Annotated in this window: 13 protein-coding genes; 4 read left to right on the forward strand and 9 right to left on the reverse strand. The window is 49.7% G+C overall.

All coding sequences use genetic code 11. The annotated features are described in order from the left end of the window. Positions 1-4 precede the first annotated feature (4 nt). The gene (locus tag FC814_RS23435) at positions 5-61 is read left to right on the forward strand and encodes an IS1 family transposase (RefSeq protein ID WP_003032489.1); all 57 of its coding nucleotides are present in this window, start codon (positions 5-7) and stop codon (positions 59-61) included. Here the strand turns inward: FC814_RS23435 and FC814_RS04665 are convergent. The 6 genes from FC814_RS04665 to glpA form a co-directional block, all read right to left on the reverse strand. Continuing rightward, positions 55-795: a FimD/PapC N-terminal domain-containing protein gene (locus tag FC814_RS04665; protein WP_301546356.1), complete on the reverse strand. Its 741-nt coding sequence runs from the start codon at positions 793-795 to the stop codon at positions 55-57. The two genes, FC814_RS23435 and FC814_RS04665, sit on opposite strands and share 7 nt — an antisense overlap. 61 nt (positions 796-856) lie before the next feature. Beyond that, positions 857-1,561: a molecular chaperone gene (locus FC814_RS04670; RefSeq protein WP_105280563.1), complete on the reverse strand. Its 705-nt coding sequence runs from the start codon at positions 1,559-1,561 to the stop codon at positions 857-859. Positions 1,562-1,618: 57 nt separating this feature from the next. Beyond that, positions 1,619-2,209, reverse strand: a complete 591-nt coding sequence (locus tag FC814_RS04675; protein WP_000644765.1) for a fimbrial protein — start codon at positions 2,207-2,209, stop codon at positions 1,619-1,621. Positions 2,210-2,580: 371 nt separating this feature from the next. Further along, positions 2,581-3,771 carry an anaerobic glycerol-3-phosphate dehydrogenase subunit GlpC gene (gene glpC, locus FC814_RS04680; protein ID WP_001000374.1) on the reverse strand — a complete coding sequence of 397 codons (1,191 nt, stop codon included), beginning with the start codon at positions 3,769-3,771 and terminating at the stop codon, positions 2,581-2,583. Then, complete coding sequence (glpB, locus tag FC814_RS04685; RefSeq protein WP_001209913.1) at positions 3,768-5,027, reverse strand: glycerol-3-phosphate dehydrogenase subunit GlpB; 1,260 nt, start codon at positions 5,025-5,027, stop codon at positions 3,768-3,770. Before glpB ends, glpC begins: the two co-directional genes overlap by 4 nt. Beyond that, positions 5,017-6,645 carry an anaerobic glycerol-3-phosphate dehydrogenase subunit A gene (gene glpA, locus FC814_RS04690; protein ID WP_000857252.1) on the reverse strand — a complete coding sequence of 543 codons (1,629 nt, stop codon included), beginning with the start codon at positions 6,643-6,645 and terminating at the stop codon, positions 5,017-5,019. Before glpA ends, glpB begins: the two co-directional genes overlap by 11 nt. Positions 6,646-6,918: 273 nt before the next feature. Between glpA and glpT the strand changes: the two genes are divergently transcribed. From glpT to inaA, 3 genes are all read left to right on the forward strand, one after another. After that, the gene (glpT, locus tag FC814_RS04695; RefSeq protein ID WP_000948734.1) at positions 6,919-8,277 is read left to right on the forward strand and encodes a glycerol-3-phosphate transporter; all 1,359 of its coding nucleotides are present in this window, start codon (positions 6,919-6,921) and stop codon (positions 8,275-8,277) included. Positions 8,278-8,281: 4 nt separating this feature from the next. Next, positions 8,282-9,358, forward strand: a complete 1,077-nt coding sequence (gene glpQ, locus FC814_RS04700; protein ID WP_137325580.1) for a glycerophosphodiester phosphodiesterase — start codon at positions 8,282-8,284, stop codon at positions 9,356-9,358. Positions 9,359-9,597: 239 nt separating this feature from the next. After that, a complete protein-coding gene (inaA, locus tag FC814_RS04705; RefSeq protein WP_137325581.1) occupies positions 9,598-10,248 on the forward strand; it encodes a lipopolysaccharide kinase InaA in 651 nt (216 codons plus the stop codon). 53 nt (positions 10,249-10,301) lie between these two features. On the opposite strand, the gene yfaE is transcribed toward inaA, so the two are convergent. From yfaE to nrdA, 3 genes are all read right to left on the reverse strand, one after another. Continuing rightward, positions 10,302-10,556: a ferredoxin-like diferric-tyrosyl radical cofactor maintenance protein YfaE gene (gene yfaE, locus FC814_RS04710; protein ID WP_096979870.1), complete on the reverse strand. Its 255-nt coding sequence runs from the start codon at positions 10,554-10,556 to the stop codon at positions 10,302-10,304. Continuing rightward, positions 10,556-11,686, reverse strand: a complete 1,131-nt coding sequence (nrdB, locus tag FC814_RS04715; RefSeq protein ID WP_000332038.1) for a class Ia ribonucleoside-diphosphate reductase subunit beta — start codon at positions 11,684-11,686, stop codon at positions 10,556-10,558. Before nrdB ends, yfaE begins: the two co-directional genes overlap by 1 nt. A gap of 88 nt (positions 11,687-11,774) precedes the next feature. After that, positions 11,775-14,060, reverse strand: a complete 2,286-nt coding sequence (gene nrdA / locus FC814_RS04720) for a class 1a ribonucleoside-diphosphate reductase subunit alpha (protein ID WP_001075191.1) — start codon at positions 14,058-14,060, stop codon at positions 11,775-11,777. Positions 14,061-14,431 lie beyond the last annotated feature (371 nt).

The following is a 14,431-nucleotide window of genomic DNA, read 5'->3' on the forward strand; positions in this document are numbered from 1 at the left end:
ATCGGTGGAGCTGCATGACAAAGTCATCGGGCATTATCTGAACATAAAACACTATCAATAAGTTGGAGTCATTACCCAGGTATCGCCAAGAATGAGTTTGCTGGTTAACGCAGGGATATTTCGCCAGATATAGGTATCAATATTTTGCCAGGTGCCATCGTTGTAATTAATGTTATTTCTTAAACGCCAGGGACCAAGATTAATACCATTATTCAGATTAAGGTATGAACTATTATCTGAACGATCATCTTGCCAATTATGTGAGCCGCTAAAATAGTAATTTGTAAACAACGCAGGCAATCCATTATCCCATAAAACCGGATCAATATACCCGTTTGCGGCATTGTTCATCGCCAGTTGTGGAACTGACAGATACAGGCGCAGCGAACTCTGCTCAAAGCGCACTGATGAAAAGGGAATATAATTTTCTAAATTCGTCACGATATCGTCATCTGCCAGCGTGGCAAATGACGCGGAGGGGCTATTGGCAACCCCCATAGCGATATACTCTTTTTTGCTTAACACAGGTAAGAGTTTGTTCGCTTTATCATCAACGACAAAATCAATATCTTTACGTGTAATGCGTTGATTATTCATAAAAACATCGACCCGATATTTACCGGGCACCAGGCCATCATTTTTGTCAAAATTTTTAATGGCTTCCAGTTCGCTTTCTGAAGCCCCTGACTCTAAAAGTTTGTAATTAAACACCTCGCGGGCGTAACTGTTTTGTAACAGTGTCAATGGCACTATTGTTACAACAACATGCAAACAAAATAGATGTAAGGAGTTCATGTTATTATTACTTTCCTTGTACGAGATAATTCCTGTCGTTTTCCTGAACAATCTATTGCGCTTATAACCGGGTCTTTATGGTACTTGTCGTACCGCCGTAATCATTTATTGCTGACCATTCAACACTATTGTTTTCAGAAGAGGATGCGGTCAGAGTATATGTTTGCTCGCCAAATGGATTGAGCATCATTTTCACAACGCCGTTTCCTTTATACGATACGGGCTTACCATTCACTGCCAGAGTGCGGAAGGTGACAAAGTAAGGTGTTGGGTTTTTGGCGATTAGTCTGTTGCCTTGTATCCGGAAAGCGATTTTGCTATAGGCGGTATTGGCATCATCAGCAAGCCCCTGCGGACGATAAAAAACTTTGAGCTGGCTCTGAACGGCAAATTGCAGTTGATTCGGCACCTGTGAAGACTCTTCTGACATCCCAGGAATGGATTTTACATTTAGCCAAAAAATGGATTCACGATCCTCCGGTAATTTTTGCGTACCGGTATAGATTAAGCGGAAAAGCGTGTTTTTCTGAGCTTCCAGTTTAACTAACGGCGGAGTGAGTACAAATGGCGTTTTCTTATTTGCATCATTGGCAAAGTCACTCATCCAGGCCTGAACAAGGTATGAACGCTCTTTATCTTGATTCGTCACTTCTACAGGGATTTCCCGCGCCGTGGACGGGTAAATAATTCTTGTTCCCCGAATAACCACTCCCCCGTAAGCAATGTTGGCAAATAATACAATCAGTAATAAAGAGTATTTTTTCATGCATTTTTACTTTAGTAATTAAGGGGTGTAGTAATTTCACCCCTTTGAAATATATCATTAATAGTAAGCGATACGATAATCCGCAGTCGCGTTACCCTGACCTTCAGTAATTGTATCTGCTGTTCTGACATAAACCGCTTTATAATTAAAGCTATGCTTGCCATCACCATTGGTTGGGCTAATGGATGAAAGTGTTACCGCAGAGCTTTCTGCATCGGTACGATCAGTAGCAAAATTAATCGGTGAAGAAGCACCTTCACGATAAATACGAATCCCTACGCCTGTTGCTTTATCTGCACCGGTGTCAATTGCCAGGGCTGTATTATCGGTGGCATCGGTGGTATTACCGCTAAATTCAAGGTTGATGCTACCTAATTGTGTCGTACAACCGGTAAGATTAATATTAAAATCTGTTGCAGAGTTTGCTGCTTCATTACCTACAGCAGCGCCAAAATCAGCAACGTCCACTGTCTGAAGCGTTACGGTCTGGTCATTCTGTCCCTTGCCTGTACCTTGCTCTAAGTCACAAGTTGATGCAGTAATTAGCCCATTGAAATGAACTTTACCGGCGGGAGTGTCCGCATAACTTAAAGCCGATATACCCATCAGGAGAACAGATAACGATGGAATGAGAATTTTTGCTTTCACTTAAGTTCCTTTTATATTGATGAATGGAATAATATTATATTTTTAATATATTAAACAGGCGGGATTATATACGCAAATAAATATTTATAAACATTTTTTTGCGGGAATTATCAAAGTAATTCTAAACATATAATGCTGGTGAATATGTTTAATTTTTAATAATCGTATATTATTATTCTTTTAGGTAATGTGGTGGTGAATATTATTATTTATATCAATTAGTTTCTGAAGGGACATAATAAAGCTACTTTTAGATAGCGAGTGTCAATACATGGAAATGTGAAGTTAAGTAAAAAAATAGAGAGCAGTTATTCTGAAATATTCAGCGTGGATATGAATGGCAGGAGGTTTTCACGTCCTGCCAGTGAAGATTATTCAAGTGCCTGTGCCAGTAATGTCATTGGATGTTCGCAGCGTTTGCTGGTTGACATCTCAATCTGCCATTTACAGGTTTCGCAGTCGGTGACCACCAGATCCGCGCCGCTCTCTTCTATCTGGCGGAACAGTGGCGCACCGATGGCTTGTGAGGTGGGGTAGTTCTCTTTCTTGAAACCGTAGGTTCCTGCAATACCGCAGCACTGGGAATCCAGCACTGTTAGCTCAAGCCCTGGGATTTTGCGCAACAATTCCAGGGTGTAGAGCGTCCAGCCCATTTTTTCCATATGGCACGGGGTGTGATAGGCCACTTTTAGCGGCAGTGGCTTCAGTGGCAAGGTTTTTCCTTCGTCCAGCTTGCGCCACAGCCAGCGGGTTGCCAGTTCGATATGATCGCGCAAGCCTTTGTTGTCGACATTCAGCACCTCCGGGTACTCGTCGCGCAGGGCAAATGTACAGGTTGAGGAGGTGGCAATCACCGGAATACCTTTTACCCCCACAGCTTCGCGGATCGACTCTACATTCGTGATTGCCTGTTTACGTGCTTTATCGGTAAAGCCGTTGGCGATCAGTGGTACGCCGCAGCATTTTTCTTTGCTGAGTAGTTGCACGCCGGTGCCCATCGCGTTGAGCACTTTAATTAAATCTTTGCCTAACTGCGGATGGTTGTAGTTAACGAAGCAGCCGTGGAAAAAGGCGACCTGGTCTTTATATTGCGCCTGCTGAGCCGCCACGCTGCGATACCAGCGACGGAACGTGCCGAAGGAGTATTTCGGCAGCGTGCGGCGATGATCGATTTTTAACGCCGCATCAAGCAGCTGCCGCACCGGTTTCAGCGAGGTAGCGGTGTTGACGATAGGCGCGAACGGCGTGGAAACGCTACCCATCAGGTCGGTATGACTCAAAACGAAATTGCGCAGCGACGGGCGCGTGGTGTCATATTTCGCCCGCGCGCGTTGGATGATATCGCCAATCTTCACATCGGATGGGCAGGCGACTTCGCAACGTTTGCAGTTGATGCAATATTTCAGCGCCTCGTCATAAAGTGCACCATCTTTTAAACGCAGACGCTCACCGTCCGGCCCGGCCTGTTTGGGCCCCGGATAACCAGGATTTACCCGGCTCACCGGGCAGGCGGTGGTACAGACGGTGCACTTAATGCAGTTTTCGAAGCTGGTATCGTTCATTGTTGGCCTCCTGCGCGTTGGGCAATCTGTTGAGCAGCATGTAATGCACTGACAGCACAAACGCCGCCGCCGCATCCCTGAGCGATAGGATCAAATCCGCCCAGCACTGAACCGATGGCAAACAAGTTTTCTACCGTCTGGCCTGCCAGCGACGGACGTAGCGTCTCATCAGTGGTTACACCGAACTGCTGCCACGGTTGCGGCGCAAAAAAATCACTTCGATACCACTCACCCCGCGTGGTGGTTTGCAGCACATCAAGGCCGAGAATCGGCTCGCGGATGCCGTTACGTTCCGCGACCAGCCCGCCGCTAAAGAAACTGCCGCTGGCAAGTACCGCAAAGCGCGGACGTAGCGGAATATCGGCGTGATTACGTGTCCATATTTCACTGACTACGCCATTTTTGCAGGTCACTTTTTTCACTTCATCGCCCGGCATCCATACACCGCCCTGGCGCACGAACTGGCGCTGCAACTGGTTTTGCAGACGGATGCCCAGCACGGAAGGTGGCAGTGTCGGCAGTAACATTAATGAACAGGGCAATTGTTCGTTCAGCCAGCGCCAGAGTTTGTCATCAGCCAGGCCGAAGCAGGCGGGCATCAGGATCATTTCACAAGTGTTGGCAACAGGGATAAGCGCATCAAGCAACAGCGGCCAGTTTTCTTCGTTATCAAGGAAACGGGCAATATTTACCGCGCGGAACTCGGTGGCGTTATTACGTAGCACATCCAGTTCCGGCAGTTCAATTTCTGCGGTTTCAACCGAAAGATCCAGTTCACGTAACGAAGCCGCCGCAAGATGCGCCTGAAAATCCATTAGCCCGCTGATACCCACCACACATATTTTCTTCGCTGGCAGCGGCCAGACGGGGACTTCTGGCGAACTTAGCCAGGTTGAGCGCAGAGTGCCGAGCGGTGTAACCCGCTGGTGAGCCAGTTCAACGCTACCCTGCAATTGTGCACCGCTTTCAGCGATCAATGCCTGCGCCCGGCAAGCGAGATCGAGCACGCGCTGTGAGCCGAGAACACTGTAAGGATGGGCAGGAGCCTGATGGCTCAAAGATTCCAGGCCATCGTGAATGTCTGTCACCGGTTGACCGTCCGGTAGATGGCTCAGTAAATCCAGCGACCCGGACGAAAAATGCAGCGCGCTCTGACCACGAGTGACAATCGCACAACGCAGCCCGTGTTTTTGTAGTTGCAGGCCGCAGAGTAATCCGGCAAGACCGCCGCCCATAATGACAGTATCAAATCGCATCTTTCTGCTCCTTCTCCAGACCACACAGTCCCTGATAAACCCAACGGGTAAATTCGCTTTCGCGCAACGCATCGCCCCAGGCAACAGGTTGCACGCCTTTCCAGCGTTCGTTCAGGAAGGTGGAAAGTTGCTCGATAGATTGCGCAGATGTGGTGACATTAAAGCGTTGCAGCAGTCCGGCGGCGCGGCAGGCGCAGAGTTCGCCCTGGCAGGTGCCCATTCCCACACGGGTACGACGGCGCAAATCTAACAGACTGTTAACGTTCAAATTTTCTACTGCATATTGCACTTCGCCTGCGGTAACGGCTTCGCACTCACAGACCAGGCTGCGGTGCAGACGGCCTTCGCTCAGCCAGGCAGGCGTGCGATCGCCATGACGATAAACCGCTGAACCGCGAAGTGGCGCTGGCAGAGAGATGACTTTTTGCAGGGTGACTTCAGCCGGTTCCTGTGAGCCAGGTAGTGCCAGGTCGGCGGTAGTGCAGGGGCGCGTGTTGCCCAGTTTGCGACATACCGCGTCGGTAGCCCATTCCGCCATCAGCCGATAGGTCATCAGTTTGCCACCGGTGATGGTGATAAATCCGTCAAGGCCATCGCGTTCAGCATGGTCGAGCAGCACAATGCCACGGCTGACGTTACGCCCACTTGGGTCGTCATCGCTGGCAACCAACGGGCGCACGCCAGAGTAGGCTCGCAGAATACGCGTTTTCGCCATCACCGGAGCCAGTTTCTCCCCTTCACGCAGCAGAATATCCACTTCTTCTGCCGTCACTCTGTTGTCGTCGATCTCATTGTAATCAATACGTAAAGAGGTGGTGCCAATCAGCGAAATGGTATCGCCGGGAACCAGAATATCGGCATCAGAAGGTTTACGGCAGCGGTTGATCACATGCTGATTAATGCGGTGATCCATGATCAGCAGCGATCCTTTCGCCGGGAACATACGAATGCGCAGATCGGCATATTCTGCGATATGTTGCCCCCAGATCCCGGCGGCATTAACCACCACAGGTGCATGAAGTGCCTGGGTTTCGCCGGTGAGATGGTTACGTACACGAACACCACACACCGTCGCGCCTTCACGAATCAGCCCCGTGACTTCATGAGCGGTAAGGATAACGGCACCGTGTTCTTTCGCATCCAGCATGTTTGCTGCGGTCAGACGAAATGGATCAACGGTGCCATCCGGAACTTTCACCGCGCCAATCAGTGCCGGGTTAACGGCAGGTTCGATAATGCGCGCTTGCTGCGGGTCTATAGCTTCTGCGCTGATCCCTGCTTCTTCGCAGGCGCGAATAAAAGTGGCCTGGAAGGAGAGGTCATCTTCCGGCAGGGTGATAAACAGGCCGTTGGTTGGTTCAACGCAGTGACGTGCAATGCGTTTCAGGATCTGGTTTTCACTAATGCATTCGCGGGCCGATTCCGCATCGGTTACCGCATAGCGCGCACCGCTGTGCAGCAGGCCGTGGTTACGCCCGGTGGCACCGGTTGCGATGTCGTGGCGCTCAACCAAAATCACGCGCAGCCCGCGCAGGGCACAGTCGCGGGCAATCCCGGCTCCCGTTGCGCCGCCGCCAATGATAATCACGTCACTTGATTGCGAGTCGCGAGTTTTCATTGCTATCCCTCTGAAGTTCGTTTTTTACCATTTAGCCATAGTAAAAACATGAATTGTTTGATTTCGCGCATATTCGCTCATTATTCGAAAGTGAAACGTGATTTCATGCGCCTTTCGGAACATTTTGGCAATCTTATTTAATAATGTGTGCGGTAATTCACATTTAATTTATGAATGTTTTCTTAACATCGCGGCAACTCAAAAAAACAGCAGGTTCTTCCACTGAATCAGGCTGTTAATCATAAATAAGACCATGGGCCACGGAGGCTATAAATGTTGAGTATTTTTAAACCAGCGCCACATAAAGCGCGCTTACCTGCTGCGGAGATCGACCCGACCTATCGTCGATTGCGCTGGCAAATTTTCCTGGGGATCTTCTTTGGTTATGCCGCTTACTATCTGGTTCGTAAGAACTTTGCTCTTGCAATGCCTTACCTGGTGGAGCAGGGATTCTCGCGTGGCGATTTAGGTTTTGCGCTTTCAGGGATCTCAATCGCCTATGGATTTTCGAAATTCATCATGGGCTCGGTATCGGATCGCTCGAATCCGCGCGTTTTCCTGCCAGCAGGTTTGATTCTTGCTGCGGCAGTGATGCTGTTTATGGGCTTTGTGCCGTGGGCGACTTCCAGCATTGCGGTGATGTTCGTGCTGCTGTTCCTCTGCGGCTGGTTCCAGGGGATGGGGTGGCCGCCGTGTGGTCGTACCATGGTGCACTGGTGGTCACAGAAAGAACGTGGCGGCATTGTATCGGTGTGGAACTGTGCGCATAACGTTGGTGGTGGTATTCCGCCGCTGTTATTCTTGCTGGGGATGGCCTGGTTCAATGACTGGCACGCGGCGCTTTATATGCCTGCTTTCTGTGCCATTCTGGTGGCGCTTTTCGCTTTTGCTATGATGCGCGATACCCCGCAATCCTGTGGTCTGCCGCCGATTGAAGAGTACAAAAATGATTACCCGGACGACTATAACGAAAAAGCGGAACAGGAACTGACCGCGAAGCAGATTTTCATGCAGTACGTACTGCCGAACAAACTGCTGTGGTACATCGCTATCGCCAACGTGTTCGTTTATTTGCTTCGCTACGGCATCCTCGACTGGTCGCCAACTTACCTGAAAGAGGTGAAACACTTCGCGCTGGATAAATCTTCCTGGGCCTATTTCCTTTATGAGTACGCGGGCATTCCGGGCACCCTACTGTGCGGCTGGATGTCGGATAAAGTCTTCCGTGGCAACCGTGGTGCAACCGGCGTCTTCTTTATGACTCTGGTGACCATCGCAACTATCGTTTACTGGATGAACCCGGCGGGCAACCCGACCGTAGATATGATTTGTATGATTGTCATTGGCTTCCTGATTTATGGCCCTGTCATGCTGATCGGTCTGCATGCGCTGGAACTGGCACCGAAAAAAGCGGCAGGTACGGCAGCGGGCTTTACCGGTCTATTTGGTTACCTGGGCGGTTCGGTGGCGGCGAGCGCGATTGTTGGCTACACCGTGGACTTCTTCGGCTGGGATGGCGGCTTTATGGTAATGATTGGCGGCAGCATTCTGGCGGTTATCTTGTTGATTGTTGTGATGATTGGCGAAAAACGTCGCCATCAGGAATTACAGCAAAAACGCAACGGGGGCTAATGGCATGAAATTGACGCTGAAAAACCTTAGCATGGCGATCATGATGAGTGGAATGATCATGGGAAGCAGTGCAATGGCGGCAGACAATAGCGAGAAAATTGTAATAGCCCATCGCGGCGCCAGTGGTTATTTACCGGAGCATACGCTGCCAGCAAAAGCGATGGCATATGCACAGGGCGCTGACTATCTGGAGCAGGATTTGGTAATGACCAAAGACGACCATCTGGTCGTCCTGCATGACCACTATCTTGATCGCGTTACTGATGTCGCCGATCGTTTTCCGAATCGGGCGCGTAAAGATGGTCGCTACTACGCGATAGATTTCACGCTGGATGAAATTAAGTCTCTGAAATTTACCGAAGGTTTCGATATTGTAAACGGCAAAAAAGTGCAGACTTTCCCCGGGCGATTCCCGATGGGTAAGTCTGACTTTCGTGTCCACACTTTCGAAGAAGAGATTGAATTTATTCAGGGATTAAATCACTCGACGGGGAAAAATATTGGCATCTATCCAGAAATTAAAGCGCCGTGGTTCCATCATCAGGAAGGGAAGGATATTGCGGCAAAAACGCTGGAAGTGTTGAAAAAATATGGTTACACCAGCAAAGGGGACAAAGTTTATTTGCAATGCTTTGATGCTGATGAGCTGAAACGCATTAAAAATGAGCTGGAACCGAAAATGGGCATGAATCTCAATCTGGTTCAGTTGATTGCTTATACTGACTGGAATGAAACTCAGCAGAAACAGCCGGACGGAACCTGGGTAAATTACAGCTATGACTGGATGTTTAAGCCGGGTGCCATGAAGCAGGTGGCGGAATATGCCGACGGTATTGGCCCCGATTACCATATGGTGATTGATGAGACATCACTGCCGGGCAATATCAAACTGACTGGAATGGTGAAAGATGCACAGCAGAATAAGCTGGTGGTGCATCCTTATACCGTGCGGTCGGATAAACTGCCGGCATATACGACCGATGTGAATCAACTGTATGACGCTCTGTATAACAAAGCAGGTGTTAATGGGTTGTTTACGGACTTCCCGGATAAGGCAGTAAAATTCCTCAATAAAGAGTAAATTCAGTGCCGGATGGCACTTATGTGCCATCCGATGCCACTCTTCATCCACACCCCTACATATAGTGGACATAGTTAATTCTTTAATAAAATCTGTTGATTATCCTTACTTGCTGTTATTTGGAGCGGGATGACTTGTTCCCGGCAAAAGAAATCCATTAAGAAACACTTTTTATTAAGTTTTTCTTAAGGTAAACACCTATAGTCATTGTCGTTAACAATAAAGACAGGCGACAGGGTATGGCAGTTTCAGCAAAGCACGATGAGTTCAATCATTGGTGGGCTACAGAAGGTGACTGGGTTGAGGAGCCGAATTACCGCCGCAACGGTATGAGCGGGGTGCAATGCGTCGAGCACAACGGCAAAAAGTTGTACGTGAAGCGCATGACTCACCACTTGTTTCATTCTATCCGCTATCCGTTTGGGCGTCCGACGATTGTTCGGGAGATAGCTGTAATAAAAGATCTGAAGCGCGCTGGTGTGATTGTGCCGAACATCGTTTTTGGTGAAGCGGTGAAAATTGAGGGTGAATGGCGCGCGTTGCTGGTGACTGAAGATATGGCGGGGTTTGTCAGTATTGCTGACTGGTATTCACAACACGTAGTAATGCCTTATTCCGATGATGTACGGCAAGCCATGTTGAAAGCGGTGGCGCAGGCATTTAAAAAGATGCATAGCGTTAATCGTCAGCATGGTTGCTGTTATGTTCGCCATATCTATGTCAAAACAGAAGGTAAGGCAGAAGCAGGTTTTCTTGATCTGGAGAAAAGTCGCCGTCGTCTGCGTCGCCATAAAGCGATTCATCATGACTTCCGCCAGCTGGAGAAATATCTGGAGCCGATCCCCAAAGCGGACTGGGAGCAAGTGAAAGCGTATTACTACGCCATGTAATCGTTGTAGACCAGATAAGACGCATAAGCGTCGCATCTGGCGTTAGTACCCGATCACATCTCGATTTCAATATCGCCTTTTGCCCGGCAACAACAGGGCAAAATTTCCCCCGGCTGAATAAAGGCTAACGGTTCGGTAATCCAGTCCACCTGGCCTGCAACAAGGCGCGTGCGACAGGAGCCGCAGTAGCCTTCGCGGCACTGATACTCAACTGCCACATTGTGGGATTCCAGCGCCGCCAGCAGGGAAGGGTGTTCATCCTGGCACAGCAGTTGTGTGCCAGTGATGCGCAGGGTAACGCGAGCCATCAGAGTTGGAAGTTACTCAAATCGTCGGTGTCTACTTCCGAGTCAATCTGTCCGACCAGATAAGAACTGACTTCCACTTCCTGCGGAGCAACCTGTACGTTATCAGACACCAGCCAGGTGTTGATCCACGGGATCGGGTTGGAGCGCGTCTGGAACGGCAGATCTAAACCAACCGCCTGCATACGGATATTGGTGATGTACTCGACGTACTGGCAGAGAATGTCTTTATTCAGACCAATCATCGAACCGTCGCGGAACAGATAATCCGCCCAATCTTTCTCTTGCTGTGCTGCCTGAACGAACAGGTCATAGCACTCTTGCTTACACTCTTCGGCAATTTCCGCCATCTCAGGATCGTCCGCGCCGCTACGCAACAGATTCAGCATATGCTGAGTACCAGTCAGGTGCAGGGCTTCGTCACGGGCAATCAGGCGAATAATTTTGGCGTTGCCTTCCATCAGCTCACGTTCAGCGAATGCGAAAGAGCAAGCGAAGCTGACGTAGAAACGAATCGCTTCCAGCGCGTTAACGCTCATCAGGCAGAGATACAGTTTTTTCTTCAGCTCGCGCAGGCTAACGGTCACGGTTTTGCCGTTGACGGTATGAGTGCCTTCGCCCAGCAGATGCCAGTAACTGGTCATTTCGATCAGTTCGTCGTAGTAAGCTGAAATCCCTTCCGCGCGTTTCTGGATCTGCTCGTTGGTGACGATATCGTCAAACACAACAGACGGATCGTTAACGATATTACGAATGATGTGCGTGTAGGAGCGGGAGTGAATTGTTTCCGAAAACGCCCAGGTTTCTACCCAGGTTTCCAGTTCGGGAATGGAAATCAGCGGCAGCAGCGCCACGTTCGGGCTACGACCCTGAATGGAATCCAGCAGCGTCTGATATTTCAGGTTGCTGATAAAGATGTGTTTTTCGTGCTCCGGCAGCGCCTGATAATCGATACGGTCGCGGGAGACGTCAACTTCTTCCGGGCGCCAGAAGAAAGAGAGCTGCTTTTCGATCAATTTTTCGAAGATTTCATATTTTTGCTGATCGTAGCGAGCCACGTTGACCGGCTGACCAAAGAACATGGGTTCTTTGAGCTGATCATTCTTCGTCTGTGAAAAGGTGGTATATGCCATGAATGTGTCCTGTGGTTTTATTACCCCTCACCCTAACCCTCTCCCGCAAGGGGAGAGGGGACGGTTTGGTGCAAAGGCTGGGGGATTATCAGATCTTACATGCGCCGCTTTCGCAGCCATCGTCCTGGATTGACGGCACCAGATCGTCCTGCGCGTCTTCAGCGCCGTCACGGGTGTTCTGATAATACAGCGTTTTGACCCCGAATTTGTAGGCGGTGAGCAGGTCTTTCAGCAACTGCTGCATCGGCACTTTTCCTGACGGGAAACGTGACGGATCGTAGTTGGTGTTGGCAGAGATCGACTGATCGATAAATTTCTGCATGATACCCACCAGTTGCAGGTAGCCATCGTTACCCGGCATTTCCCACAGCAGCTCATAGGCGTCGTGCAGGTGTTCATAGTCAGGCACCACCTGGCGCAGAATACCGTCTTTCGACGCTTTAATGCTGACGTAACCGCGCGGCGGCTCAATACCGTTAGTGGCGTTGGAGATCTGCGAAGAGGTCTCGGACGGCATCAGAGCAGAAAGCGTGGAGTTACGCAGGCCGTGCGTTTTGATTGACTCACGCAACGCTTCCCAGTCGTAATGCAGCGGTTCATTGGCGATAGCATCCAGATCTTTCTTGTAGGTATCGATCGGCAGGATGCCTTTCGCGTAAGTGGTTTCGTTAAACCACGGACACGCGCCTTGCTCTTTCGCCAGCTCGTTAGACGCTTTCAGCAGGTAATATTGAATAGCTTCGAAGGTTTTATGCGTCAAGTTGTTGGCGCTGCCGTCAGAGTAGCGTTTACCGTGCTTCGCCAGGTAGTAAGCGAAGTTGATTACACCAATACCCAGCGTGCGACGACCCATCGCTCCGCGTTTGGCTGCCGGGATCGGGTAGTCCTGATAATCCAGCAACGCGTCGAGTGCGCGTACCGCCAGAATCGCCAGCTCTTCCAGTTCATCCAGGCTATTAATTGCGCCCAGGTTGAAAGCAGACAGCGTACACAGCGCGATTTCACCGTTTTCGTCGTTGACGTCATTGAGCGGTTTGGTCGGCAGGGCGATTTCCAGGCACAGGTTAGACTGGCGCACTGGTGCAATAGCCGGATCAAACGGGCTGTGGGTGTTGCAGTGGTCAACGTTCTGAATATAGATACGACCGGTAGACGCACGTTCCTGCATCATCAGCGAGAACAGCTCAACGGCTTTCACACGCTGTTTGCGGATGCTGTCGTCTTTCTCATATTTGGTATACAGACGTTCAAACTCTTCCTGATCGGCGAAGAACGCGTCGTACAGCCCCGGTACGTCGGACGGGCTGAACAGAGTGATATCTTCACCTTTCAGCAGGCGGGTATACATCAGTTTGTTGATTTGTACCCCGTAGTCCATATGACGGACGCGGTTGCCTTCAACCCCACGGTTGTTTTTCAGCACCAGCAGGCTTTCTACTTCCAGATGCCAAATTGGGTAGAACAGCGTTGCTGCACCGCCGCGTACACCGCCCTGAGAGCAGGATTTCACCGCCGTCTGGAAATGTTTGTAGAACGGAATACAACCGGTGTGGAACGCTTCGCCACCGCGAATCGGGCTACCCAGCGCACGAATACGCCCGGCGTTGATACCGATACCCGCACGCTGGGAAACGTATTTTACAATCGCGCTGGAAGTCGCGTTGATGGAATCCAGGCTGTCGCCGCATTCGATCAGTACGCAGGAGCTGAACTGACGAGTCGGGGTACGCACGCCGGACATGATTGGCGTCGGCAGCGAAATTTTAAATGTGGAAACCGCGTCGTAAAAACGCTTCACATATTGCAGACGGGTTTCACGCGGATAGTTTGAGAACAGGCAGGCAGCAACCAGAATATACAGGAACTGGGCGCTTTCGTAGATCTCGCCGGTTACGCGGTTTTGTACCAGATATTTGCCTTCCAGTTGCTTAACGGCAGCGTAAGAGAAGGTCATATCACGGTCGTGATCGATAAACGTGTCCATCTGCTTGAACTCTTCTTCCGTGTAGTCTTCCAGCAGATGATTATCGTATTTGCCCATTTCGACCATTTTCTTCACATGGTCATACAGCGCAGGCGGCTCAAACTGGCCGTAGGCTTTTTTACGCAGGTGGAAAATTGCCAGGCGCGCGGCGAGGTACTGATAATCCGGTGCTTCACGGGAGATCAGGTCTGCGGCAGCCTTGATAATGGTTTCGTGGATGTCAGAAGTCTTGATACCGTCATAAAACTGAATGTGGGAGCGCAGTTCGACCTGGGAAATCGAAACGTTATGCAGTCCTTCTGCCGCCCAATCCAGAACGCGATGGATTTTGTCGAGATTGATGCGCTCTGTGCTACCGTTGCGCTTTGTCACCAGCAGATTCTGATTCATGTATGTAGTACCTGTTCTTTCCGAAATAGTTTCATGCAGACTACCTGTAGTGAGGGAAGTCGCTACAAACACTATATATAGGGGGTATGTTTGGGATTCACTGCAAGATAGTGTGAAAATGACCCTCTTGCAAGTGTATAACTTTGTGGATAACTCGCGACGGAAAAGGCGGCTTCCACGCACCTTAGGTCAGACAAGGTGTTCGGGAAAGTCAATGGGAAGAGAAAAAATTGTTAAAAATAACTGTTCGGTGATTTCTTGAACGTTCAATTTAAGATAATTATTGATCCAGGTTATTTATTGCGCTTATGTCAGATGTGGCGAAAATTGATACCATCACAAACTCATATCACGTCGACACTTATTGTTAT

Source organism: Escherichia sp. MR, from assembly GCF_005280595.1.
In the GTDB taxonomy this organism is placed as follows: Bacteria; Pseudomonadota; Gammaproteobacteria; order Enterobacterales; family Enterobacteriaceae; genus Escherichia; species Escherichia ruysiae.